The sequence below is a fragment of the Janthinobacterium foliorum genome (assembly GCF_978021625.1).
In genome coordinates this window covers 221,271-245,491 of record NZ_CDXDQE010000007.1, presented here as the reverse complement: position 1 = coordinate 245,491, position 24,221 = coordinate 221,271, and the positions used below count along the sequence as shown (strand labels likewise).

The window sequence follows — 24,221 nt, the reverse complement described above, 5'->3', positions numbered from 1 at the left end:
ACGCCTTGCCTGCCGCCTCAGCGCGCGCAGCACCCCACCTCCGTACCTTACCCCCCATTCGCCGGCACCCGCCGGCCGCCGGCGCTGCGCTTGCCACGCCAGCCCGGCAACAGCGCACGCCCCGTTCCACCGTCCATGCGCCGCACTTAAATGCAGTTTACTTGCAATAGCAAGTCGCGCCCGCTATTATTGCAACTCAATTGCATTTAACATTCCGCGCCTGCCGCTTCCACCACCGGCAGCGCTTTCCCCTTTCAGAGAGACCTATGCGCCATCACGTATTCGCAGCCGCCATGCTGTCCACCGCCCCGCTCGCCTACGGGGCGGACGACGTCGCCTTGCAGACCATCAAAGTCCGCGCGGACAGGCCCTCGGCCATCGACAGCATCGTAGTCGTCGACAATGACCGTGTCGGGAACAGCACGCTGGGCGGCATGCTCGAACATGTCTCCGGCGTGCAAAGCAGCGCCTTCGGGCCGAACGCGGGTGCGCCCGTGATACGCAGCCTGGGCGGCAGTCGCGTGCAGATTCTCGAAGACGGCCAGTCCATCCTCGGCATGAATGCCCTCAGCGGCGACATCAACATCCCGTTCGACCCCCTGTTTGCGCGCAGCGCCACGGTCAACAAGTCATCGGACAGCGTGCGCCATGGCGGCAATGCCATCGGCGGCAGCGTCGACGTCGATTCCGGCCTCGTGTCCAGGAAGATGGAAAGCAAGCGGAACGACGTGGAACTCGTCTTGCGCAAGGGCATCAACGATGCCGATGCCCAGGGCTTGCGCGCCAACTTCAACGACGGGCGGCACTTCTCGACCAATGTGCAGCTGTCCTTCCAGAAGATCGGGCACTACGATATTCCCGGCAACAGCAAGGCGGGCGTGTGCAACAGCCAGCTGTTCCCGGCAAACGGCGGCGTGAACACCTTCCTGGCCGACAGCTGCCAGAAGGAAGCGCGCATCCAGCAGGTGTACAACAAGGCGTCGCAGCCCTTTATCGATCAGTTCATGACGGAAAATCCTGACTGGGCGGACGGTGATTTTTCCTTCTTTACCAACAATCCGACCTCCGTCTGGCAGCGCAAGACCTACGTCAATCCCGCCAATCCCGCCTATGTGCCGGGCACGCCGGCGATGACGCAGAACAAGATCAACAAGGACGTGACGCCCGACTACCACGGCACCCTGGGCAACAGCTACGCCAGCAATGCCCACTTTGCCGTCGGCAGCACCTATTTCTTCGAGCGGGGCTACGTGGCCGCCAGCCTCGATACCAAGGAAAGCGACTATGGCGTGCCCGGTTTTTCCATGGAGAACCAGTCCTTCGGCGCGAATTATGCCGAGGGGTTGCCGGTCAGCGTCGTCATCAAGCAGGATAAATATGCGCTGGAAGCGCTGCTGCGCGACCCGCTCCCCTACCTGGAAAGCGCGCAGCTGCGCGTGTCGCGCCTGAACAATGCGACGGGCGAGCGGCTCGGCGCGGCCAGGGCGAATGACTACCGCTTCGACACGAACCAGGCGGAACTGCTGCTGGCGCAACGGCGCGCGGGTCCGTTGAGCGGCGTGCTGGGCCTGTCCTACCAGGCCAGGGAGGTCAGCGGGACAGGGCCGCAGCGCTACCTGCCCGACGCCGGCACCCGCAGCAGCGCGCTCTTCGTGAAGCAAAACCTCGACGTCGATTGGGCCTCCTTCGACGCGGGCCTGCGCCATGAGCGCGTGCAGCATGCGATCCACGAGAGCGGCTTCAAGACGGCGCGCAATGCTGCCAATTCACAGCTGGAGGACAGGGCGTTCAGCCTGAACAGCTACAGCGTGGGCGCCTCGGCCCCCCTGGGCCGGCTGTTCGGCGTGAAGCTGCGCTATTCCTCATCAGAAAGAGCCCCCGAGATCAATGAGCTGTATGCGAGCAACCGCCACTACTCCATCATGACCCAGGAAGAGGGAAACCAGGACTTAAAGGCCGAGCGCGCCAGGAATACGGAGCTCACCGCCCTGTTCGGCCATGGCGGTTTCAAGCTGTCGGCCACCGGCTACGCCATGAAGTATGAAAACTATCTGTACCTGGGCCACTCGGGCTTGCAGACGGCCAACCGCCTGCCCCTGAAATACTGGAAACAGACGGACACGACCATCAGGGGCTTCGAGGCCGACGCGTCGCAGGCCATTCACCTTGGCCGCTACGGCAGGCTGGACCTCTCCGCATTTGCCGACCTGGTCAGGAACAAGGCGGACCAGCCGGACACGCTGCGCGCGCACAACGACGGCGCCTACCTGCCCAACATGCCCACCAGCCGCTACGGCGCCAATCTGCAGTGGGAACACCAGGGCTGGAAGAGCCGCCTGTCCGGCACCCGCTACGAAAAGCAGAAATACCTGGGCAAGAGCGTCAGCGAGGAGGTGCCGCTCGATGGCTACACCATGGTGAGCTTCCAGGTCAGCCGCGCGTTCCAGCTGCCTGATTCTTCCGTGCGGGAAATCGAAATCTTCCTCAGCGCCACCAACCTGCTTGATGAAGAGGCGCGGCCGCACAATTCCCCATTAAAATACATCGCGCCCTTGCCGGGGCGGGGGTTCCAGCTGGGCTTGACGGGCAGGCTGTAAGGCGCCGGGGGGCGGCGGCCACAGCCATGCAAATTGCCAGGGCTGCGATTCAGGTCTCGTTGGCCAAGCGCTGGCAGCCTTCCAGGATGCGCTCGCCGTTATCGCCCCACTCGGAGGTTTTCAGGCCGCTGCCGATTTTTGCAAGCTGCACCTGCAAGGTAGCCTTGTCCTTGGCCATGCAGGCGAAGTAAGCATAGCGGTTGCGCCTGCCCACGGCGTCCGGATAGCGCTCGAGGATGTCTTCATACCCCTGTTGAATCAGCGGCCATTCGGCCAGCGTATTCTGGAACAGCCCATGCTGGTATTGTCCCAGGGCCGCAGATGAATACATCCAGCCATACATGCCTGCGCCGTATTGCGACCGCGTCTGCGTGGCGACCTGGCGGATATACTTGTCCAGCGCCTGCGCATCGCCGCCCCATTTGGGCAGCAGCGACGTGCCAACCTCGAAATACAACTCCATGTCGCGCGGATTGCGCTTCAGACCATCCTGTACTATCGACTCCATGTGTTTCTGCTGAAAGCTCAGTGCCCGGCCAATTTCCAGCAGGGTCAGATGGGCATAGCTGTCGGTAAGGGCCACCTCGCCATGCACCTTCAGATACTCGAAAGCCTGGCGCAAATAGCGCTCGAATTGCGCCATTTGCTGCGGCGACACCTTGCTGGCGAAACTGCCGCCCCGGTACGACCAGCCATGCTCGACCAGCACCCTGGCGTGCAGGATATGGGCCAGGGCCGATTGCGGATACTGCCTGGTCCATTGCAGGGTAAGTTCCTCCAGTTCCCGGATATACGGTTCACGCGGCTTGGCCTGGTAGCCGATCACGTTCCGTATTCCGTTGCGGAACATCATCAGTTCCGGACGCCCTTCGGCCGTCATCGCGGCGCTTTCCCTGAGTGCGGCATTCCTGCTGTCCAGCGCAGCGAAGTCGCCTCTCCAGAAGTCCTCGGCCGCCCTGGTAGTTTGCGGCGGCTCGTCCGGTGCTCCCCGGGCCGGCGCAACGGGTCCGATGGCCAGAATGGCCCAGCCCAGCATGGAAAGGCAGGCGCTGCGCGCGCGGCGTGCCGAAATGGTCATGGATTGGTTCCCTTTCCCGTCTGTTTCGGTTGACTGTCCTGCCCTGCATCAGGGTCGGTCAGTTCCCACACCAGTTGATAACGGACACTGTCCCCTTCATCCGGTTTCGGATAGCTGGTTCCCTTCATCGCAAGGCTGAGCGCCGGTGCGTCAAAAATCTGTTCGAAGGCGATGGGCCGGGCGCCGCGGATGCCCGGCACTTGCAGCGTGCGCTCGACGATGCTCGCTTGCCGCGGCACTTGGGCGCTATCGAGCTGCACACGGACGGTGGAAGTGCCCGTCGCACTGAAACGCCTGGCAAGTTGCGGGTAGCCGGACCCGGTTGCCGCGGGCATGGCGCCGCCGCCGGTGTCGTCATAGGCGCCGGCATAGCGCTCGCTGGCGGCGTTCAAGGTGGCATAGCGAAAACCGTACAGCACCTGCGCCGGCGTCGCCCCTTGCAGCAAGCTCAATTGCAGCCACCATTGGTGCAAGCCGCATTGTTCATCGCGGTCCAGGGCCGCATACGCGCTGCGCTTCGACAGCAAGGCATCCGCCAGCATGGGGGGCAATGCCAGCGCGGGCCGTGGCGCGCCATCCTGCCAGCGCTGGATGAACGTGGCGACGGCATCTTGCGGCAGCGGTTCAGGCATGGCCGGCATGCCGGGCCGGGCGTTGCCCCAGCGGGCCAGTAATTGGCGCTCCGTGGCCAGCGCGGCATCGCGCCGCCCGGCGGGCATGGCCTGTATGCGTGCTACTTTCCTGGAAAAATCATTGAAGCGCCAATCGGCATTGCCCACGCAAACCTTCCACGCCGTCTTGAGCACCGCCAGTGTCGACTCCTCGTAGGCTGCATCGCCAGCGTCGAGTTGCCACATCGCCAGTTCGTTCAACACCCTGGCATGTACGGCCGTGTAGAGATCCCTGCCCGCCGTCATATCGGTTTGCTGCGCGGCCTCCTCGTTCAGCCAGCTTTCCAGCAGCCGGTCCACCTGCGCCAGATGGGCGTCGCCCAGCGCCATGGCCGAGGCCCGCAGAGGCGGATCGAGCTCCAACTTCGCGTCCAGCGTGAAAACGAGCGCCACCTCGCGGTGCAGTTGCTCGAGGATTTCGGCATACTGGCCCCGATCCTTGACTGGCGCGGCGGCAAGGGCGGTACACCACAGTGCCGCGCCGAATGGCAGCGCATGGCGCAAGATGGGCAAATACAGGGAATGGAGTATCAAGAACAGTCTCTTCACTGGAAGATGGTTTGATCGACGCCGCCGCCATCGGGCAGCGTACCGGAGCATGCGAACTGCAGCATATCATCTTGTTAATATTGAATATGCACGCATTTTCACAATTTCCCGCTATCGATCAAATAGTTTATCTCCTGGAAAAAGACTTCCCTTTGTTTCCGGCCCGTGGTGCCCGCAGCGCGGGCACCACGGGCACGTTACACGGCGCTATCCCACGGCGCCGACAGCCGCACGGCGCAGTTGATCAAGCCCACCATGGAATACGTCTGCGGGAAATTGCCCCACATTTCGCCCGTCACGGGGTGCGTGTCTTCCGACAGCAGGCCCAGGTGGTTGCGCGCCAGCAGCATGGTTTCGAAAATCTTGCGCGCCTCGTCCTTCCTGCCGATGCGCGCCAGGGCGTCGATGCGCCAGAAGGTGCAGATATTGAAGGCCGTCTCGGGCTTGCCGAAGTCGTCTGGCGCTTCGTAGCGGCGCATGTAGGGGCCGTCGCACAGCGACGCTTCCAGCGCGTCGACGGTGGCGATGAAGCGCGGGTCCATGGGGTCGATGAAATTGACTTCCGCCATCAGCAGCACGGACGCGTCCAGGTCGCGCCCACCCAGGCTTTCGGCAAACGCCTGGCGTTCCTCGCTCCACGCTTCGCGCAGCAGGCGTTCGCGGATCAGCACGGCACGGCTGTTCCAGTGCTCGGCCCGCTCGGGCAAGCCCAGCTTGTGCGCCACTTTCGCCAGGCGGTCGCAGGCGGCCCAGCTCATCAGCATGGACGAGGTGTGGACCCTGGCCCGCGTGCGCAGCTCCCACATGCCCGCGTCCGGTTCCGCGTGCAGCCGGAAGGCCTGGTCGCCCACGGCTTCCAGCGCGGCAAACTCGGCTTTTCCCGCCCTGTGGAACAATCGGTGGTCGAGGAAAGCCTGCGCCGCGCCCAGCACGATGTTGCCGTAGACATCGTGCTGGAAGTGTTCCTGCGCCTGGTTGCCCACGCGCACGGGGCCATTGCCGCGGTAGCCGGGCAAGTGGTCGAGTATCGACTCGGGCAGCTGCTCTTCCAGGCCGATGCCGTACAGGGGCTGGATGTGGCCGCCTTTCGAGCGGGCGACGATATTCGTCAGCCAGCGCAGGTATTCCTCCATGGTGCCCACTTCCGACAGGCTGTTGAGCGCGCGCACGACAAAGAAGGCGTCGCGCAGCCAGCAGTAGCGGTAATCCCAGTTGCGGCTGCTGCCCGGCGCTTCGGGAATGCTGGTGGTCATGGCGGCGATGATGGCGCCCGTGTCTTCATACAGCGACAGTTTCAAGGTGATGGCGGCGCGGATGACCACGTCCTGCCACTCCAGCGGCACGGCCAGGCGGCGCGTGTAGGTGCGCCAGTAGTTGATGGTTTCCTTCTCGAAGATGCGCGCCGTCTCGTCGATGCCGCCGGCCAGGGTTTCATCGGGGCCCAGCAGGAAGTTGGCGGTGCTGCCCAGCACGAAATACGTTTCACTAAGCACATAATTCAGCGACACGTCCGTGTTCAGGCGCAAGGTCTGTTCCGGTCCCACGTAGCGGATGTGATGGCTACCCTGCGTGATCTGCGGCGCCAGGCGGCCCCAGTCGTAACGGGGACGCAGGCGCACGCGGATGCGCACGGCGCGGTCCAGCGGACGCACGCGGCGGATCAGCATCAGCGGGCGGAACATGCGGTCGCGGCTGAGGAAACGGGGCGCAAAGTCCGTGATTTCCACGCCGCGCCCGTCCGTGTCGTACAGGCGCGTGCGCAGCACGGCCGTGTTCGGTTCATAGAATTGCTCGCTGCGGGCGAAGTTCTCGATGTCGATGGCCCAGACGCTGCCGTTTTGCGTGTCGTCCAGCAAGCTGTTGAAGACGGGATCGCCATCGAAACGGGGCAGGCAGGACCAGACGACTTGTCCCGCCTGGTCGATCAGGGCGCTGAAGGCGCAATTGCCCACCACGCCGCAGTTGAGCGAGGCTTGCGCGGGCGGCTTGCTGGCAGCGGGCGCATGCGCGCCGCTGGGGGTGTCATAGGCTGCTGTCGGGGATACGGTCATCGTCTACTCCTTCTGGGGATACGGAGGCGGCCAGCAAGGCGCGGCGCAGGGCGCCCGGACTGGCCAGGCGCAAGGCGGCGACGCTACGGCCGCTGCCCACTTTCACGCCCTGTCCGCCAACTTGTTGTACATAGGCAAAGCCTGCCTCATCGGTGGTGTCGTCGCCCGCGAACACGGGACGGCGGCCGGCAAACGGGGCTTCCTGCAGGAAGGCGGCGATGGCGCCGCCCTTGTCGGTGGCGGCCGGCTTGGCTTCCAGGACCATTTTGCCATGCAACAGCAAGATACCGGGGCACGCTTGCACGGCCGCCGTCATTTCTTGCAGGCACAGCTGCTCCAGTTCCGGCGCCAGCCGGTAATGCAGGGCCACGGCGCCGCGCTTCTGTTCCACCAGCAAGCCGGGGTACAGCGCGGCCAGCGCCTGCGCGCGCGCCAGCACGGGAGAGACGTCCGGCGTGGCCGCCACATGCAGCTGGCCATCGGCGCCGCGCCGCTCCACGCCGTGCACGCCGGCCACCGGCAGGAGCAACGGCGCCAGCATGGCATCGATCTGCGCCACGGGGCGACCGGAAATGAGGGCCAGCGCGCCGCCGTGGCGCTCGGCCAGCAGCGCCAGCGCTTCCACCACGCCCGGCTCCAGGCGCACGCCGTCGGGCGTGGGCGCCAGGTCGACCAGGGTGCCGTCGAAGTCGAGGAAAACGGCGCTGCCGGGCGCACTCAGCAGTTGCAGCAGGGCCCCGCTATCGTCGGTGAGCGCATCCATCACAGCCCCTTGCGCCGCTTGATGCGGCTGTGGGCGTCGATCTTCGTCATGACCTTGTCGCGCTGGCGCAGGCGGGCCGCGTCCAGCAGCATGCGTCCGGCCCAGCGGTACACATTGAAATGTTTTACCCGGGCACGCATGCTCTTCATGCGCTCGCGCTGCTCCACGGGCGGCATCACGAGGGCGCGGTACAGGGCGTCGGCGCCCTGCTCGATATGGTAGGGATTGATGATCAGCGCTTCGTGCAGCTCGCGCGCGGCGCCGGTGAATTGACTTAACACAAGCACGCCCAGCTCGTCGTCGCGGGCGGCGATGAATTCCTTCGCCACCAGGTTCATGCCGTCATGCAAGCTCGTCACCATGCACACTTCGGAGGCGCGGAAATAGCGCTGCAAATCGTCCTGGCCATGGTGCTCGGCCTTGAGCAGGATGGGCACGTAGTCGCCGCTGCCGAAGCGGCGGTTGATGCGCTCGACCATCTTGCGCACGCGCGCATCGAAGCTCTGATATTCATCGAGGGAAGCGCGGCTGGGGGCGGCGATTTGCACGAAGGTAAAATTGCCGACCATGCCAGGCTGCTGTTCCAGCATGCGCTCGACGGCCTGGAAGCGCTCGACGATGCCTTTCGTATAATCGAGCCGGTCCACGCCGATGCCCAGCAAATGATCCGCCGACACGCCCAGTTCGCTGCGGATCTGCGCGCGGCAGGTGGCCACGTCGGGCTGCTCCGGATTGTCGTCGGGCCAGGCGATAGAGATCGGGTAATCCTCGACCTGCGTCATCTCGCCGCCATACGAAATGACGGATGCTTCCGGCTCGATGCGGGTTTCCAGGTAGCGGTCCACCGTTTCCAGGAAATTCTTGCGGTGGAATGGCGTGTGGAAGCCGAGGATGGTGCTGCCCAGCAAGCCGTCGAGGATTTCCTCGCGCCACGGGCAGATGCCGAACGATTCGGAATTCGGCCAGGGGATATGCCAGAAAGTAATAATGGTCGCTTTCGGCAAGGCTTCGCGCACCATGCGCGGCAGCAAGGCGAAGTGGTAATCCTGCACCAGTACGACGGGGTTGTCCGTCTTCGCCTCAGCGATCACGGCCTCGGCGAAGCGCCGGTTGACCTTCACGTACTGCTCCCAGTCGGACGAGCGGAACACGGGGCGCACGTGGGCGATATGGCACAGCGGCCACATGCCTTCATTGGCGAAGCCGTAATAGTAGCCCTGCTCTTCCTCTTCCGTCAGCCACACGCGGCGCAGGGTATAGCTGGGATTGTCCGGCGGCACGGGCACGTGGTCCAGCTTATCTACCGTCTCGCGGTCGGCCGAACCGGCGCCATGCGCGATCCACGTGCCGGAACAGGCGCGCATCACGGCTTCCACGGCCGTCACCAGGCCGCTGGCCGGGCGCTGCACGGCGATGCCCTCTTCCGTTTTCGTGTGGATGTACGGTTCGCGGTTCGACACCACCAGCACCTGGTCGCCGGCCAGGTCCGCTTCCAGCAGGGCGCGCAGCTTGTCCGGCGTCCAGTCGGACGACCAGCCGTTGTCGCCCTGGCGTTCCAGATGGTATTCCTGCAGCAATTCGCGCAAGTCGCCGATCAGCGGCTGCATTTCCGGCGGCGGCGCGGGCGCGGCGGCGGGCGCGGCAGTGGCTGCCACGGCGGCATTGTTCTTCGACAGCAATTCCCCGCGCAGGATATCCTTGACGGCCGCCAGCCAGCCGCGCCAGCTCAGGTGCGCCACGAACACGGTCATCAGGGAAATCAGCACGGCCAGCACGGCCAGGAAGGCAAAGATGAAACGCTTGGTATCCGTATTGCGGCGCTCGACAAAACTCATGTCCTGCACCAGCACCAGGCGACCCAGCTGCGAAGCGTCCTGCATCACGGGCGTTTCGCTGATGTGGACCTGGCCCTGCGGCAATTGCGCGAGGGATTTGTACAGGCCGCCCGTCGTTGGCGTGCTCCAGCAGCCGATGGAGGCGGGATATTCCACGGATCGATAAATCAGCTTGCCGGCATTGTCGCAAAAGCCGATGGCGATCAGGCGTTCGTCGCGCGTGGCGCCCTGGAACAGTTCGCCGATGCGCGTGGCATCCTGGGCGGGCAGGTACTCGGTAAGGGAGGGCCGGAGGGTTCCAGCGAGCAATTCAGCCCGGCTGTCGAGATCGCGCACATACCAGCGCAAGGTAATATTATCGAGCAGGGGTACCACGATATAGGCAAACAATCCCAGCACCAGAGCCAGTGGCAGGATGAAGCGCAAGGACATTCGGAGTGATCGTACTATCATCGTTTTCCTTTGCAGAAGCTAAAAGCATGGCAAGTATGCCAATATTTCCTCGATGGCGGCGCCCGTTTGCTTTCCGTATTGAAACATCAACATGGATTGGCGCAGCGCAGCAATTTTTGCCAGTATCCGTCTTCTTGCCAGCCTTATCCGTTCGGCAACGCACGTCCCCGCTTCGCCGTCTGCCCGTAAAATAGGCCTTTCCGACATCCATTTCACTTATCAATCAAGGAGTTTTCGCCTATGGATCTCAGCACATTTCACTCGCTGATGGGAGGCCCGCTGCGCTCGGCGCTGACCGTCCTCGTTTCCGCCCTGCTCGTCACCGTGGTCGCCATCGGCGTGCACCGTGCCGGCATCAGCCTGCTGAAAAGACTGGCCAATGGCCGCCCGTTCACCACCAACGCCACGCGCGTGGCCTTCCGCGCCAGCCAGCTGTGCGTGATCGTCTTCGGCCTGCGCATGGTGCTGGCCGGCGCGCCTGACGATACGCCGGGCCTGGTGGCCATGTCGCACCTCACCAGCGTGGCACTGATCGTGGCGCTGACGTGGCTGGCCATGAAATGCATCGAAACCTTGAGCATCACGATTTCCCAAATCAATCCCGTCGACGTGGCGGACAACCTGCGCGCGCGCCGCCTGATCACCCAGGCCCGCGTGCTCACGCGCAGCGCGCACGCCATCGTGGTGGTGCTGGGCCTGGCTTTCGTGCTGCTGACCTTGCCTGGCGCGCGGCAGATCGGCGCCAGCCTGCTGGCCTCGGCCGGCGTGGCGGGCCTGGTGGCCGGTATCGCCGCCCGTCCCGTGCTGGGCAATTTCATCGCGGGGCTGCAAATTGCATTCTCGCAACCGATCCGCATCGATGACGTGCTGATCGTCAACGGCGAATGGGGCAAGGTCGAGGAAATCAAGGGCACTTATGTGGTCGTGCGCGTGTGGGACGAGCGCCGCCTGATCGTGCCGCTGCAATGGTTTATTGAAAATCCGTTCGAGAACTGGACGCACAGCTCCTCGACTTTGCTGGGCACGGTATTCCTGTGGCTCGATTTCAGCATCCCGCTCGAGCCGCTGCGCGCCGAACTGACGCGCATCTGCGAAGCCGCGCCGCAATGGGACAAGCGCGTGTGCACGGTGCAGGCGACGGACTCGAACGAGCGGGCCGTGCGCGTGCGTTTTCTCATCAGCGCGCAGGATTCGGGCCTGGCCTTCGAACTGCGCTGCATCGTGCGCGAACAGATGCTGGCGTTTATCACGGCCAATTATCCGCACGGCCTGCCCCGCCTGCGCGCCACGCACGACCCGATCGAGCTGCACGAAGGGCATGAAGCCCGCGAGTTGCGCGAAATGCAGGCGCAAAACGGGAGCGTGTCGCTGCACAAGGCCTGACAAAACCGTGCGGCGCGCTGCCCTCCCCCGCGCGCCGCTACAATGCAGCGCATGAGCACCACCGCCTGGTTCATCCTGATTGGCTGCCTGATGCTGGCGCGCGGCCTGGGCGCCGCCAGCATCGCGCGCCTCCCGTTTACCTCGGCCATGGCCTACCTGGGCGTGGGCTTGCTGCTGGGTCCCATGTTCCTCGGCCTGTTTGCGCTGGACCTCGTCAAGCAGGCGCCCCTGCTGGAAACCCTGGCGGAAATCGCCGTCCTCATCTCCCTGTTTTCCGCCGGCGTCAAGATGCCGGTGCCGTTCAGCCTGGCCCGCTGGCTGCCCTCGCTACGCCTGGCCTGGCTGTCGATGGCCATTTCCGTGGGCCTGGTGGCCGCGTTCGCCTGCTGGGTGCTGGACTTGCCCCTGGGCGCGGGCGTGCTGCTGGGCGCCATCCTCGCCCCCACCGATCCCGTGCTGGCCACCGACGTGCAGGTGCGCCACGCGGGCGACAGCGAACAGCTGCGCTTCATGCTGACAAGCGAAGCGGGCATGAACGATGGCAGCGGCTTTCCCTTCGTCATGCTGGGCCTGGGCCTGCTGGGACTGCACGAGCTGGGCCCCCATGGCAGCACGTGGCTGTGGCGCGATCTGCTGTGGGCCAGCGCGGGCGCCATCGCCCTGGGCGCGGCCGGCGGCGCGCTGCTGGCCTGGCTGGGCTGGCAGGTGCGCGGCAAGGAACCGAAGCACGAAGTGCTGGACGACCTGGCGGGCCTGGGCCTGATCGCCCTCGTGTATGGCGTGGCCACGTGGCTGCACGCCTGGGGTTTCCTCGCCGTCTTCTTTGCCGGCGTGGCCCTGCGCCAGACGGAACTGGTGCTGGCCGGCGCGCCGAAAGACCGGCAAGGCTTGCTGCAGGCGGAAGAGACGCATGCCGTGTCCGCCGCCAAGCCGCACGACAGCGATTCGCCGCTCACCGTCAGCGGCGAATCGCTGGTGTTCAAGGAACACCTGGAGCGCCTGTCCGAACTGACCCTGGTGCTGCTGCTGGGCGGCGCCGTCACGGCCGCCGCCTGGAGCTGGCAGGCCTGGAGCGTGGCGCTGTTCCTGCTGCTGGTGGCGCGTCCCGCCAGCGTGATGCTGGGCTTGCTGGCATCGGGCACCAGCGTGCGCCTGCGCGGCCTGGCCGCCTGGTTCGGCGTGCGCGGCATCGGCTCCATGTATTACCTCAGCTATGCCATCGCGCACGGCTTGCCGCAGGGCCTGGCGCGCGAACTGGCCAATATCACCATCGTCGTCATCATCCTTTCCATCGTCGCGCACGGCCTCACCGTCAAGCCCCTGCTGGCCCGCTACTGGCGCAAATAGCGCCATGGCGCGGCGGGAATGTCATTGCCGCATAGCAATGATTCGCCAATTAGCCGTGGCGAATCGGGAAATATTGTTAAGATAATTAAAAACGGCCAAGAGAGATGCAATGAAACGACGAAGTGTGCTGGGACTGGGCGTCTCGCTGGCCCTGCTGCAAGCGGGATGCGCCACCGATCCTGCCAGACTGGTATGGGAAAAAGAGTTCGATGCATTCATGCACGATGGACTGGCGCGCACGGAAACGCCAGGCATGGGCGTGGCCGTCGTGCGCGGCGACACCACCTTGTTCGCGCGCGGCTATGGCTGGGCCGATATCGCGGCCGGCCGACAAGCCGATGCCGATACCGTGTTTCATCTGGCGTCCGTCAGCAGCCTGGTCACGGCCACGGCCACCATGATGCTGCTGGAGCAAGGCGCCTTCCAGCTGGACGACAAGGTGTCGGCCTACCTGGACTTTCCCTTCATGCATCCGAAGTTTCCCGACGTGCCCGTCACCTTCCGCCATCTGCTGAGCCACACCTCGGGCATTTCCGACGCCGTGTACGAAAAAACGGCAGCCTTTGCCGTGCAGGGCGACCCGCGCCTGCCCCTGCGCGACTTCGTCAAGGGCTATCTGTCGCGCGGCGGCGCATGGTATGACGCGGACCTGTCGTTTGCGGCCCGGCCCGGCACGGAATGGCGCTACAGCAGGGTCGGCATCGCCCTGCTGGGCTATCTGGTGGGCCGCCTGGATCCCGACGGCTTTGCGGCCTGGACGCATGAACGCCTGTTCGAGCCGCTGGGCATGAACGACACGGCCTGGAGCCTGGCCAGCCTGCCGCGCCGCGCCGTCGTCGCCACGCCCTATGCGCACAAGGAACCTGGCGTGCAGGCGCTGCCGCCCACCGGTTATCCCGACTGGCCGGCCGGCCTGCTGCGCAGCTCGGCCAACGACTTCGCCCGTTTCCTGGCCATCTTCAGCAATGGCGGCCGGGTCGATGGCCACCGCTACCTGCAGGACGCCACCATGCAACTGTTTTTTGCGCCGCAGGAAGCCAGCCTGCTGCCCGTCGAACTGGCCGCGCGCCAGGCGCTGGGCTGGGTCTTGCGCGACGTCGACGGCATGCCGCTGGCCACCCTGCACGGCAACGATCCGGGCGCCGCCGCCATCGTCTGCGTCGACCGCGCCAGCAAGACGGCCGTGCTGGCCTTCGCCAACGTCAGCGCCGACAAGGAATTTCGTACCTTCCAAAGGGAGGTGGTGCGGCGCCTGCTGGCGCACGGCACGGGGCCGGCGAAGAGTTAAGCGCCGAACCAGCCGCGCAGTTTGTCCGCCGCGCGTTCCTTGACGTCGGCGGTGATGTAGGTGGCCACCGTGGCGACGGCGGCCGCCAGCACGGCCAGGTCGTCCGCGTAACCGATCACGGGCGTGATGTCGGGAATCGCATCGATGGGCGAAATGAAATAGCCGAGCGCGCCGTAGATGGCCGTCTTGGCCCACAGCGGCGTGTTCGGCTGCTGCGCCGCGTAATACAGCCACAGCGCCTTTTCGATGACTTCGCGTCCGGCCGTCTTGGCGAACTTGACGACCTTGTCCCAGAAACTGTCATCCGTGTATTTTTTTTCGTACTGCTGCTCCGCCCTGGGGGCGTGGTCTTCTTCCAGATTCTTTTTTCTGCCAAACATCTGCTGCTCCTGTCTGCCGCCTGCGGCTCTACGAAAGCGCACCTTAGCATAACGGCGCGCCACGCGCGCGCCGTGCAGGGTAAGCTGGGAATATGGATATTTCTACTACGACCGCCTCTCCCACCACCACGGCCCGCGCAGCCGGCCTGCGCTACACGGGCGACCACCAGCCCGGCATCGCCCGTCTCGGCAAGCCGGGCAAGTTCCGCTACGCGGACGCGGATGGCCAGCCCGTGCGCGATGACGACGTGCTGGCGCGCATCAGGGCGCTGGCCATTCCGCCGGCCTGGACGGATGTGTGGATCTGCCCGCGCGCGAATGGCCACCTGCAGGCCACGGGACGCGATGCGCGGGGCCGCAAGCAATACCGCTACCACGCGCGCTGGCGCCAGGTGCGCGACGAAGTCAAGTACGAGCGCATGCTGGGCTTCGGCAACGCCCTGCCCGCCATCCGCGCCGCCGTCGCGCGCAGCATGGCGCTGCCGGGCTTGCCCCGTGAAAAAGTCCTGGCCACCATCGTGCACCTGCTGGAATTGACGATGATGCGTATTGGCAATGAGGAATATGCGCGCACCAACAAATCGTTCGGCCTGTCCACCTTGCGCACGCGCCATGTCGACATCGACGGCAGCGCCGTGCAATTCCACTTCAAGGGCAAGAGCGGCGTGCGCCACGACATCCGCCTCAGCGACCGCCGCCTGGCCAAGGTGCTGCAGCGCATGCGCGACTTGCCGGGCCAGGAACTGTTTCAATACATCGATGATGCGGGCGAGCGCCACGGCGTCGACTCGGGCGACGTCAACGATTATCTGCGCGAGGTGACGGGCGAAGAATATACGGCCAAGGATTTCCGCACCTGGTCGGGTACCCTGCTGGCCGCGCTGGCCCTGCAAGCGTTCGAGCAAGTCGATTCCGAGGCGCAAGCCAAGAAAAACATCGTGCAGGCGATCGAGTCAGTGGCAAAAAAGCTGGGCAACACGCCGACCATCTGCCGCAAGTGCTATGTGCACCCGGCCGTGCTGGAATCGTACCTGGATGGCAGTTTACTGGAGGGTTTGCGCGCGCGAGCGCGGCAGCAATTACAGGAAGAGCTGCCTGCGCTGGCCCCGGAAGAAGCGGCCGTGCTGGCCCTGTTGCAGCAGCGCCTGCAAGGCGCCTGACCTGCGTGCCATGGCGTCGGCCATCACGCCTGGCGTGCCGGCTGGCAATGGGCCGACAGCTTGAGAGCATCGTTGCCGCACACGGGCAAGCTGTCATGCCCCGCCTCGCGCGCCACGGGCGCGGCGCCAGCGTCGGTATTGTCGTCGCCAGGCAGGTAGCTGGCCGCCAGGGTCGAAATGGTGAACAGGCAAATCAAGACAAAGGGCTTGTTCACATGAAAAGGCTGGCCTGGCTTGTGCATCGCATACTCCCGTCTGATTGGTTGGCTGTTGCAGCATAGACACGATCATCGCGTCTTTCCGCATGGCATACAATCGGACGGTACCGACGAGATAGGTAGGACAGCGCTGACAGCGCCCGGATCTGCCCAGCGACCGTCGGGCGCTGCGCGGCATGACGCGCGCCCGCGTGTCGGCACAATTGACACAGCCAGGTGCGGCATTGCGCCGCCAGCGCTCAAATCATTGTTTCAAAAGGACTTTTTGTTCAGGAATGCTTCCTGCTTCACCTCTTGACCGGGCACGCTTGGCGCCTGTATATCAGGGAGCAATCATGAACATCATCAAACAGGCGCTGCTGGTGCTGCTGCTGTGCGCGACGAGCGCCGCGCATGCCACCAGCATCGGCTACACGGCGACATCGCTGGGCGGCACGCAGTGGCGCTACGACTACACGCTGAGCAACACCACGCTGTCCGTCCCCATCGAGGAATTCACCCTGTTTTTCAGCGCCGGCCTGTATGCCAACCTGCGCGATGCGTCCCCCGTGCCCGGCTGGGACCTGCTGCTCGTGCAGCCGGACCCGGCCATCCCCGCCAGCGGCTACCTCGACGCGCTGGCGCTGGCCGGCGGCATCGCGCCCGGCGCCACGGCCGCCGGCTTCTCGCTGACCTTCGATTACCTGGGCGCGGGCAGTCCCGGCGCCCAGCCGTTTTCCATCCTCGACCCCGTCTCCTTCATCGAGCTCGAGGCGGGCGTCACGCAGCCCACGGCCATGCCCCTGCCTTCCACGCCATGGCTGCTGCTGGCCGGCGTGCTGGCCATGGCCTGCCTGCGGCGCCGGCAGCTGGGCGCCGCCGCGCTGGCGCCGGTCCTGGCGCTGGGCCTGTGCGCCTGCGGCGGGCCGAACGATCCCACGCAGCCGCCCACGCCGAAAGTCAAGCTGGCCGCCGCCACCGCCCAGGCGGCCGGGGACTTCGAGGTGACGGGGCTCGACAAGGTCGCCGAGCAGCGCGTCAGCCGCACGGCCTGGGACTACACCTACCGCGTGCACATCCGCAACAATGGCAGCGCGGCGGCCAGCAATGTGCAAGCCGTGCTGACCGGCGCGCCGGAAGGCAGCACCATCATCGATGGCGAGGTGCTGGCCGGCAGCATCGACGCGGGCGCCACCGTCACGCCGGACGACACCATCATGCTGCGCATCGAGCGCAGCGTGGCGTTCCAGAGCGCGGGGCTGGCGTGGACCTTCAGCGCCAACGGCAGCATCGCGCTCGATCCCGTGCGGCCCGCGCAGGTGGTCGTGCTGTCGCTGGCCGACCTGGGCTTTCCAGACGGCGCCGACAGCGTCAAGGCCAGCGGCGCCATCACGGACGTGCTGCTGCAGGACGGCAGCCTGCGCTTTTCCACGCCGGGCGACACGGGCGTCGATCAGCATGCGCAGTTCTTCCTCAGCAAGGGCGGCAGCGTCACGACCCTGGACGTGCTGATCCAGACGGAACTGCCCACCGCCATCGACACCTATGTGGAGCCGGACGACGATGGCGGCCTGCCCGCCACGGCGCCCGTCCTCGCCATCACGGGCCTGGGACCGAACAACAGCCTGCAGCCGGGCGGACTGGCCTTCCGCCTGGTGGGCGCCGCGCCGATGGCCCTGCAGGACGACAGCGACGGCCTGGTGTCGACGCCGGGCGGCGCCTCCCTCAGCCTCAGGCAGTACTGGGTCTTCGACGCGGCCAGCAATACATTCCGCATCAGCGCCACGGCCATGCAGCAGATGCTGCTCTTCCTGCCCAATGGCGTCTATGAGATGGACCTCAATTTCGTCTCGCAGGACGGCGAATTCACGGCCAGCTATGCCTTGATCGTCGTCAAGTCGGCTACCGTGCTGCAAGGCCGGCTGCGCACGCCTGCCGGCGGCAACGCCACTGGCCTGGCCGGCAAGAAAATACTGCTGGCCGGCTATAACAGCCACCAGCGCCAGGTGGCCGTGGTCGACGCCACGGGCGCCTTCCATTTCCAGGGCGTGCTGCCCGACACCTACCAGCTGACCCTGAACGACCTCGAACACCCGGACGTCGTCAGCGTCAGCGCCGTAGTGTTCGACACCAGCACCACCGTCAGCGTCGACATCGTCTATCCGTACGGCGCCGGCCTGACCCAGCGCGGCGCGGCGCAGAGCTATGTCGCCGGCACGGTCACGCAGGATGGCGCCCCACCCCCCGCGCGCAGCGAGGCAGCCGTCCCCCGTTCCGGGCCGGATGCAACGCTGCAGGATGACGAGGGCAGCAAGTCGTTCACGGCCACGGCGGCCGCGCAAAACCAGACCATCACCGTGCCCGTCAGCTACACCGTGCCGAAAGGCACGAAAAACGTGGGCGTAAAAATTACCGTCACCACGGCCGAGTATCCCGTCTACACGACGGCGCAAAGCCAGTACAACGATACCTGGTCGTATGCCGTGACCGGTTTGCCAGGGGTAAACCTGGCTGCCGCGGGCGCCGTCAACCAGACGCACTACACGCAGGGCACGATCGTCAAGACGGAATGCGTCGACGTCAGCAAGCAGACCAAGGATGGCGCGCTGACCCTGGGCGGCAACGTCAGCGCGACGAATATCGGCGACAGCTCGCTGGCCACCGTCACGACGGTGGAACTGAGCCTCGTATGCAAGGGTTTGAAGGTGACGCTGGCGAAATTCCTCTCGCCCAACAAGGACAGCCATCCCGTGCTGCAGCCCATCAAGGTGACGGGCAACCTGCCCGGGCCGTATGTCTCCGTGTCGCAAGGTGCCACCACAGCCACCCACACCCTGCCGCTGGAATTGCGCTACACGCCGGCGGCGGCGACGATCACGGAAGTCAATATCGGCATTTCGGCCGGCGGCGGCAAGCCCGAATTCAGCACGGTGAATTTATTGACTCAACCCCATACCAAGAGCGCCGGCAAGGTCAAGTTCCCCGGCCTGGTGCTGCCCGTTTTCGCAGGCGCCAAGCTCGACAAGAAGGCTGTCATCACGGTGCGCCTGAAGGGCCGCGTCGACAATACGGATGCCAGCTCCGACCCGGCCGAAGGGGGCCAAGTGGAACTCAAGGGCAGCACGGCCTACATTCCCCTGTACCTGGCCAACAATGAAGCGGCGCTGGCGGCGCGGCGCTATGGCTCCCGCGATGCGGGCGGCGACTCCTGGGCCACGCGCCTGGCGATCGCCTGGCTGGCGGGCAATGCCTACCGCTTCGACGACATCAGCGGCCAGCACGTGACGCAGACGGCCACGGGCCGCTCCATCCTCGGCCACAGCGGCCACAGCGACGGCCAGCAGATCGACTTGCGCTATGCGGATGGCGCGGGCGGCTACTCCGATACCCTGGGCGGCCAGCACAATGGCGCCGACATCCAGAAACTGATCGACGCGGCGAAGGCGGAAGTGGTCAGCAACCCGGCGCAAAAACCGAAGCTGGCGGCCCTGCAGGCCTGGATCGCGGCCAACCGCGCCATGCTGACCCAGGAAGCGTCGCCGGCCAGGACGCGCGTCGTTTACATCGGCCCCAGCTTCGTCAAGCTGGCCCTCGTCGATGGCCGCTTTTCCGCCAATCCGGCCGACAAGATCCCCGGCGCGGGCGCCTGGCTCAAGCCGATGAAAGTCCACATCGAAAAAGGACACCTGAGCCACTGGCACATCAGCCTGACGGCCCATCCGTGAACCTGGCGCAGCATTGCCGTCAGGAAGGCAAATCGGACAGTTCCAGTTCCGAAAACCCGGCCCGGCGCCGCGCTTCCAGGTTGAACGGGCCGCGCAGGGTCGGCGCTTCGTAGCGCGCCGCCAGTTCCGCATACGTGGCGCGCAGCTCCAGGCCCCGCTGCTCGCACAGGTAGCCGTACCAGCGGTTGCCGATTTCCACGTGGCCCACTTCGTCGCGCAGGATGATGTCGAGGATGGCGGCGGCGGCCAGGTCGCCCGCCTGCGCCAGCTTGGCGCGCAGCGGCGGAATCGCGTCGAGGCCCCGCGCTTCCAGGGTGCGCGGCACCAGCGCCATGCGCGCCAGCACGTCGCCGCGCGTCTTGTCGACCATTTCCCACAGGCTGTCGTGACCGGGAAAGTCGCCATATGCATGACCCAGCACCTGCAGGTGCGCCTGCAGCATGGCAAAGTGCGTGGCTTCTTCCTTGGCCACGCGCAGCCAGTCCGTGTAGTACTCGGCCGGCAAGTCCGGGAAGCGCCACAGGGCGTCGAGGGCCAGGTTCATGGCGTTGAACTCGATATGCGCAAGCGCGTGCACCAGCATGGCGCGCCCTTCCGGCGTGATCATCGAACGCCTTCCCACCAGGCGCGGCGGCACCAGTTCCGGGCGTTCGGGACGGCCCGGCACGGCGCCTGACGGCGCCAGGGGCGCCTTGACGTCCAGCGCCAGCGCGGCTTCGGCCATGGCCGCCACCATCGCCACCTTGATCGCCGGGTCCGGTTCCAGCAAACAAGCGAGCGCGGTCGCGCGCAATTCCGCTGGCGCGGTGGAGTTCGGAGGGGATGACGGCATGGCGGTTCTTTCGGGCAGGTTCTTCAACAAGGGGCGCAGTGTATCAAATTGCCTGCCCCGCCAGCCAGTCGGACAGGGCCTGCACTCTTGCCGGCAGGGGCCGCGCGGCATGCACGAGGTAATACGCCTGCGGGCTGCGCAAGGCAAAAGGGCCGAACGGCAGAATCAGCTGGCCGCTGTCCAGCCACGGCTGCACCAGCTGGCGCCGGCCCATGGCCACGCCCGCGTGGTGGATGGCCGCCTGCGCGCACAGGTCGGCGCGGTCGAAGCGCAGGCTGCGCGCGGGCAAGCTCGCGCCTGGCGCCTGCGCCGCCAGCCACAGCCGCCATTCGGCATCGGGCGCGCAGGCGGGCCAGGCCAGCGTGTCGTGCAGCACCGTCGCGTCCGCCAACTTGTGCGGCGCGCCCTGCAAGCCATGCCGGCGCGCATAGTCCGGGCTGCAGACGGGCGCCAGCCATTCATCCATCAGCTTGCGCGCCGCCAGGCCGGGACAGCTGCCATCGCCATAATGCAGCGCCAGGTCGACCTGGCCGGCGCGAAAGTCCACGCTGTCATTGCCCACGCGCAGGTCGAGGTCCAGGTCGGGATAGCGCGCCGTAAACCCCGCCAGGCGCGGCACCAGCCAGCATTGCGCCACGGACGGGCGCGCATGCACGGTGATGCTGCCCGTGAGCGCATCGCCGCCGGCGATGGCCGCGTGCAAGCCCTCCCACCCCGTTTGCAGGGCGGCAAAAATGCGTGCGCCGTCTGCCGTCAGTTTCACCTGCCGCGTCAGGCGTTCAAACAGCTGCATGCCCAGGCCCGCTTCCAGCCGGGCGATGCGGTGGCTGACGGCGCTGGGCGTGAGCGCCAGTTCCTGCGCGGCCAGCGCGAAGCTGGCGTGGCGCGCCGCCACGAGAAAGGTGTGCAGGTTGGCGAACTGGCCGGCCGTCAGCGTGGCCATGCGCTGCGCGCCGCCGGCCCGCATCAAGTGGCTCCGGCGGCCAGCAAGGCGCGGCCACGGGCCACGTAGGCGGCCATTTCCTGCTGCGGCACCATGCTGCCGCCCGTGCCCCACACCAGGTGCGTGGCCGCGGCCAGGTGCTGTTGATATTGCGGCGCGGCCAGCACGGGGGCGATGCCCGCGAAACCGGCCACGGCGGACGGTTCCAGGCGCAACTGCTCCGTCTGCTCCAGCAGCGCCAGCAGGCGGTACAGTTCTTCATCGCTGACGGTGGCGTAACCGTCGATCAGGCGCTGCATGGCCCGGCCGACGAAGCCGGACGGCCGGCCCACGGCCAGGCCGTCGGCGGCCGTGATGTTGTCGATGCCGATATCCTGCACGCTGATCCGCTCGTGCAAGCCCGTATGCACGCCCAGCAGCATGCAGGGCGAATGCGTCGGCTCGACGAACACGCAGTGCACAGCATCGCCGAACGCCAGCTTCAGGCCGAACGCCACGCCGCCCGGGCCGCCGCCGACGCCGCATGGCAGGTAGACGAACAGGGGGTGCTGCGCGTCGACCGCCACGCCGGCGTCTGCCAGCTGGGTCTTCAGGCGCCCGCCCGCCACCGCGTAGCCGAGAAATAAATCGTGCGAGTTTTCATCGTCGACGAAGTGGCAAGCGGGATCTTCCTGCGCCTGCTTGCGCCCTTCTTCCACGGCCACGCTGTAGTCGGTGGCGTATTCCACGACGGTGACGCCGTGGCTGCGCAATGTATCCTTCTTCCACTGCCGCGCATCGGCCGACATGTGCACGGTGGCGCGAAAGCCCAGCTTTGCGCTCATGATGCCGATCGACAAGCCCAGATTGCCCGTGGAACCGACGGCGATCGCATATTGGCCAAAGAAGGCGCGCACGGCGTCGCTGGCCAGCAGGCTGTAGTCATCGCCCTCTTTCAACAGGCCGGCGTCCAGCGCCAGCGTTTCCGCATGCTTGAGCACCTCGTAGATGCCGCCGCGCGCCTTGATGGAGCCGGAAATGGGCAAATGGCTATCCTGCTTGAGCCACAGCTTGCCAGGCGCGAAGCCCAGCGCCGCCTGCATGGCGGGCAGCGGCACGGCGGGCGACTCGATGATGCCGCCGCTGGCCTGGGTTTCCGGAAAGACCCTGGCCAGGTAGGGCGCAAAGCGCGCCAGGCGGGCGCCGGCCTGCGCCACGTCGGCCGCCGTCAAGCCCACGTCTTGCAAGCCCTCGGCCGCCGCAGCGATGCCGGGATTGAACCAGCTCAGGGGCTGCAAGGCCGTCAGTGCATGGATGAGCGGGAATTGTGCGCGCAGGGCGGCGATGGCGGAAGTGGGCAGCATGGTAAGCTCGTGACTGGACAAGCCATGATTAGACCGCATCCGGACGCTGCTGGCAAAGGATGGTTCATCAGGCGATGGGTGACATGGCATCAACCATGCGCCGCCACTGCCGCCATCGCCCTGCGCGCCATTGATCCCGTGGTACAGGGCCTGCAGCGAATGGCAGTCGGCCATGAACAGATCCTCGATCATCTTGGCGTTGACCGTCTCGAGTGAGCCTGGCCGCGGCACGACGCGCGCCAGTATCAGGACCGCCAGGCAGGCTTCGCCGGCACCCGCTGCTCCTGCAGCGGCAGGATGTCATCGCCTGCCCTCACCTGCCGCATCCCCTCCGTCGCAATGCGGCTGGCCATCGCAATAGCCGATGGGCAGGGGAAATTCAACGGCCGTATTCATTACTTGCATCGGATCGTCTCCCCGTCTGCCAGGCGCCATGCCATGCACGGCATTCGACTTCACCGCCCCAAGCATGCAACTGCATGTTCTTTCAGCAATATCCAAAATCAACCGCCCTGCGCCCCGCCGATAGCTAAATTTAATTCTTGAAGGCACTATCGATTAAAGAAAAGTTTCCACAAAGGCACAAAAATAAGTTATCTTTAAGGCAAACAAAAGGAGACATTTTTCTCTTTATGGCCGAGGCAAAAATGCGCTCCAAGAATGACAAAGTGACTATACCGAATATGCAGGTAACGGACTGCGCAAGGCAGGATGATTTGACGGCTCAGAAGGTCGAGGTCGGCATCATCTTCCAGGAAATGCTCGACACGGCCACTGCGGCCGCCTACCTGGCAAAAAACAAGGTGCCCATCGCCACTGCCCTGCGCGTGCTGACGGGCTCGCGGCGCAAAAAAGCCGGAACGTGAACGCTGATGCATTGCTTGGCCTGTAGTGGACGAAATTCCTGTATGATTTCCACTAAGCAATCCCATCATTCAGTCACAGCCCCTGACTGCCCCATTTCTTGCCGCCCTGAACCTGCTGGCTTACCGCACTGCCCTGTCCGGGCAGGCAATGCAGGCAGACATTCGTGGCAACCCAACATCCTCCACTGCGCATCATGGTCGTCGACGACAACCGTGACGCGGCAGACATCGTCGCCGAATTCCTCGTCATCAGCGGCCATGAAGCCATTCCCGTGTATGGCGGCGCCGACGCGCTGCGCATGGCCGACACGTTTGAACCGGACGTGGTGTTTCTTGACCTGGGCATGCCCGAAGTCAGCGGATTCCAGGTCGCGTCCCGCCTCAGGCAGGCGTCGAAATTCCAGGAGACAAAAGTGATTGCCTTTACCGCATGGAGCGACGAGCTTACCCGTGCCAGGACCAGGAATGGCGGCTTCGACCATCATCTGGTCAAGCCAGCCAGCCTCGATGACATACTGGGCCTGCTGGGTACGGCAACGTGAAGCGGGCTCCCGTCCGGAACTCCCGCGCGGCCGGCCATGGCGCTGCCTGTCAGCGCAGGCGATTGCATGCGGCAGCAGCCGCATTATGTCGGGCAGCCCGAATCCGGCAGCGTGCCGGCATCCACTTCGCCAGGCACCATTTCATGGCTGGCCAGTTCCGCCTTGTTATCGCGCACTCGCCATGCCACGCGCTCACCGGCGGCCAGCCGCCGTGCAGA

General features: G+C 65.4%; 19 protein-coding genes. 9 read left to right on the top strand and 10 right to left on the bottom strand.

Annotated features, from left to right (window positions below; genetic code table 11):
• The first annotated feature begins 266 nt into the window (after positions 1-266).
• A complete protein-coding gene (locus tag ACZ92H_RS16605; RefSeq protein WP_465050086.1) occupies positions 267-2,597 on the top strand; it encodes a TonB-dependent receptor in 2,331 nt (776 codons plus the stop codon).
• A 49-nt stretch (positions 2,598-2,646) separates the two neighbouring features.
• On the opposite strand, the gene ACZ92H_RS16600 is transcribed toward ACZ92H_RS16605, so the two are convergent.
• The 5 genes from ACZ92H_RS16600 to ACZ92H_RS16580 form a co-directional block, all read right to left on the bottom strand.
• Entirely contained in the window at positions 2,647-3,675 is a 1,029-nt protein-coding gene (locus ACZ92H_RS16600; protein ID WP_465050088.1) for a DUF4034 domain-containing protein, read from the bottom strand.
• Positions 3,672-4,880 (bottom strand): energy transducer TonB, encoded by a 1,209-nt coding sequence (locus tag ACZ92H_RS16595; RefSeq protein WP_465050089.1) that lies wholly within the window; start codon positions 4,878-4,880, stop codon positions 3,672-3,674. The genes ACZ92H_RS16600 and ACZ92H_RS16595 overlap by 4 nt, the downstream gene beginning before the upstream one ends.
• A 212-nt stretch (positions 4,881-5,092) precedes the next feature.
• Positions 5,093-6,946 (bottom strand): glycoside hydrolase family 15 protein, encoded by a 1,854-nt coding sequence (locus tag ACZ92H_RS16590; RefSeq protein WP_131370036.1) that lies wholly within the window; start codon positions 6,944-6,946, stop codon positions 5,093-5,095.
• The gene (gene otsB, locus ACZ92H_RS16585) at positions 6,918-7,709 is read right to left on the bottom strand and encodes a trehalose-phosphatase (protein WP_465050090.1); all 792 of its coding nucleotides are present in this window, start codon (positions 7,707-7,709) and stop codon (positions 6,918-6,920) included. Before otsB ends, ACZ92H_RS16590 begins: the two co-directional genes overlap by 29 nt.
• The gene (locus tag ACZ92H_RS16580; RefSeq protein ID WP_465050091.1) at positions 7,709-9,976 is read right to left on the bottom strand and encodes an alpha,alpha-trehalose-phosphate synthase (UDP-forming); all 2,268 of its coding nucleotides are present in this window, start codon (positions 9,974-9,976) and stop codon (positions 7,709-7,711) included. The genes otsB and ACZ92H_RS16580 overlap by 1 nt, the downstream gene beginning before the upstream one ends.
• Before the next feature lie 261 nt (positions 9,977-10,237).
• Here ACZ92H_RS16580 and ACZ92H_RS16575 point away from each other — a divergent pair, with 261 nt between their 5' ends.
• The 3 genes from ACZ92H_RS16575 (at position 10,238) to ACZ92H_RS16565 (ending at position 14,015) form a co-directional block, all read left to right on the top strand.
• A complete protein-coding gene (locus ACZ92H_RS16575) occupies positions 10,238-11,380 on the top strand; it encodes a mechanosensitive ion channel family protein (RefSeq protein ID WP_131370044.1) in 1,143 nt (380 codons plus the stop codon).
• Between the two features lie 51 nt (positions 11,381-11,431).
• Positions 11,432-12,727, top strand: coding sequence for a cation:proton antiporter (locus ACZ92H_RS16570; RefSeq protein ID WP_465050092.1), 1,296 nt, complete (start codon positions 11,432-11,434; stop codon positions 12,725-12,727).
• Between the two features lie 109 nt (positions 12,728-12,836).
• Positions 12,837-14,015, top strand: coding sequence for a serine hydrolase domain-containing protein (locus tag ACZ92H_RS16565; protein WP_465050093.1), 1,179 nt, complete (start codon positions 12,837-12,839; stop codon positions 14,013-14,015).
• Here ACZ92H_RS16565 and ACZ92H_RS16560 read toward each other — a convergent pair.
• Positions 14,012-14,395, bottom strand: coding sequence for a YkvA family protein (locus ACZ92H_RS16560; RefSeq protein ID WP_131370053.1), 384 nt, complete (start codon positions 14,393-14,395; stop codon positions 14,012-14,014). The genes ACZ92H_RS16565 and ACZ92H_RS16560 overlap by 4 nt on opposite strands.
• Before the next feature lie 92 nt (positions 14,396-14,487).
• On the opposite strand from ACZ92H_RS16560, the gene ACZ92H_RS16555 reads away from it, so the two are divergent.
• Positions 14,488-15,555 (top strand): DNA topoisomerase IB, encoded by a 1,068-nt coding sequence (locus ACZ92H_RS16555; RefSeq protein ID WP_465050094.1) that lies wholly within the window; start codon positions 14,488-14,490, stop codon positions 15,553-15,555.
• A 23-nt stretch (positions 15,556-15,578) separates the two neighbouring features.
• Here ACZ92H_RS16555 and ACZ92H_RS16550 read toward each other — a convergent pair whose 3' ends face one another.
• Positions 15,579-15,797, bottom strand: a complete 219-nt coding sequence (locus ACZ92H_RS16550) for a hypothetical protein (protein WP_131370059.1) — start codon at positions 15,795-15,797, stop codon at positions 15,579-15,581.
• A 311-nt stretch (positions 15,798-16,108) separates the two neighbouring features.
• Between ACZ92H_RS16550 and ACZ92H_RS16545 the strand changes: the two genes are divergently transcribed.
• Positions 16,109-19,477 carry a hypothetical protein gene (locus ACZ92H_RS16545; RefSeq protein WP_465050095.1) on the top strand — a complete coding sequence of 1,123 codons (3,369 nt, stop codon included), beginning with the start codon at positions 16,109-16,111 and terminating at the stop codon, positions 19,475-19,477.
• Between the two features lie 19 nt (positions 19,478-19,496).
• Here the strand turns inward: ACZ92H_RS16545 and ACZ92H_RS16540 are convergent, their stop codons facing one another.
• The 3 genes from ACZ92H_RS16540 to ACZ92H_RS16530 are packed head-to-tail and all read right to left on the bottom strand — an operon-like array spanning position 19,497 to position 22,595.
• A complete protein-coding gene (locus ACZ92H_RS16540) occupies positions 19,497-20,309 on the bottom strand; it encodes a ferritin-like domain-containing protein (protein ID WP_465050097.1) in 813 nt (270 codons plus the stop codon).
• 43 nt (positions 20,310-20,352) lie between these two features.
• Positions 20,353-21,276 carry a DNA-binding transcriptional regulator DsdC gene (gene dsdC, locus ACZ92H_RS16535; protein WP_465050259.1) on the bottom strand — a complete coding sequence of 308 codons (924 nt, stop codon included), beginning with the start codon at positions 21,274-21,276 and terminating at the stop codon, positions 20,353-20,355.
• A complete protein-coding gene (locus tag ACZ92H_RS16530) occupies positions 21,276-22,595 on the bottom strand; it encodes a D-serine ammonia-lyase (RefSeq protein ID WP_465050098.1) in 1,320 nt (439 codons plus the stop codon). Before ACZ92H_RS16530 ends, dsdC begins: the two co-directional genes overlap by 1 nt.
• A gap of 24 nt (positions 22,596-22,619) precedes the next feature.
• Here ACZ92H_RS16530 and ACZ92H_RS16525 point away from each other — a divergent pair, with 24 nt between their 5' ends.
• From ACZ92H_RS16525 to ACZ92H_RS16515, 3 genes are all read left to right on the top strand, one after another.
• Positions 22,620-22,811 carry a hypothetical protein gene (locus ACZ92H_RS16525; protein WP_465050099.1) on the top strand — a complete coding sequence of 64 codons (192 nt, stop codon included), beginning with the start codon at positions 22,620-22,622 and terminating at the stop codon, positions 22,809-22,811.
• Between the two features lie 326 nt (positions 22,812-23,137).
• A complete protein-coding gene (locus ACZ92H_RS16520) occupies positions 23,138-23,461 on the top strand; it encodes a hypothetical protein (protein ID WP_465050101.1) in 324 nt (107 codons plus the stop codon).
• Between the two features lie 164 nt (positions 23,462-23,625).
• Positions 23,626-24,003 carry a response regulator gene (locus ACZ92H_RS16515; protein ID WP_465050103.1) on the top strand — a complete coding sequence of 126 codons (378 nt, stop codon included), beginning with the start codon at positions 23,626-23,628 and terminating at the stop codon, positions 24,001-24,003.
• Positions 24,004-24,221 lie beyond the last annotated feature (218 nt).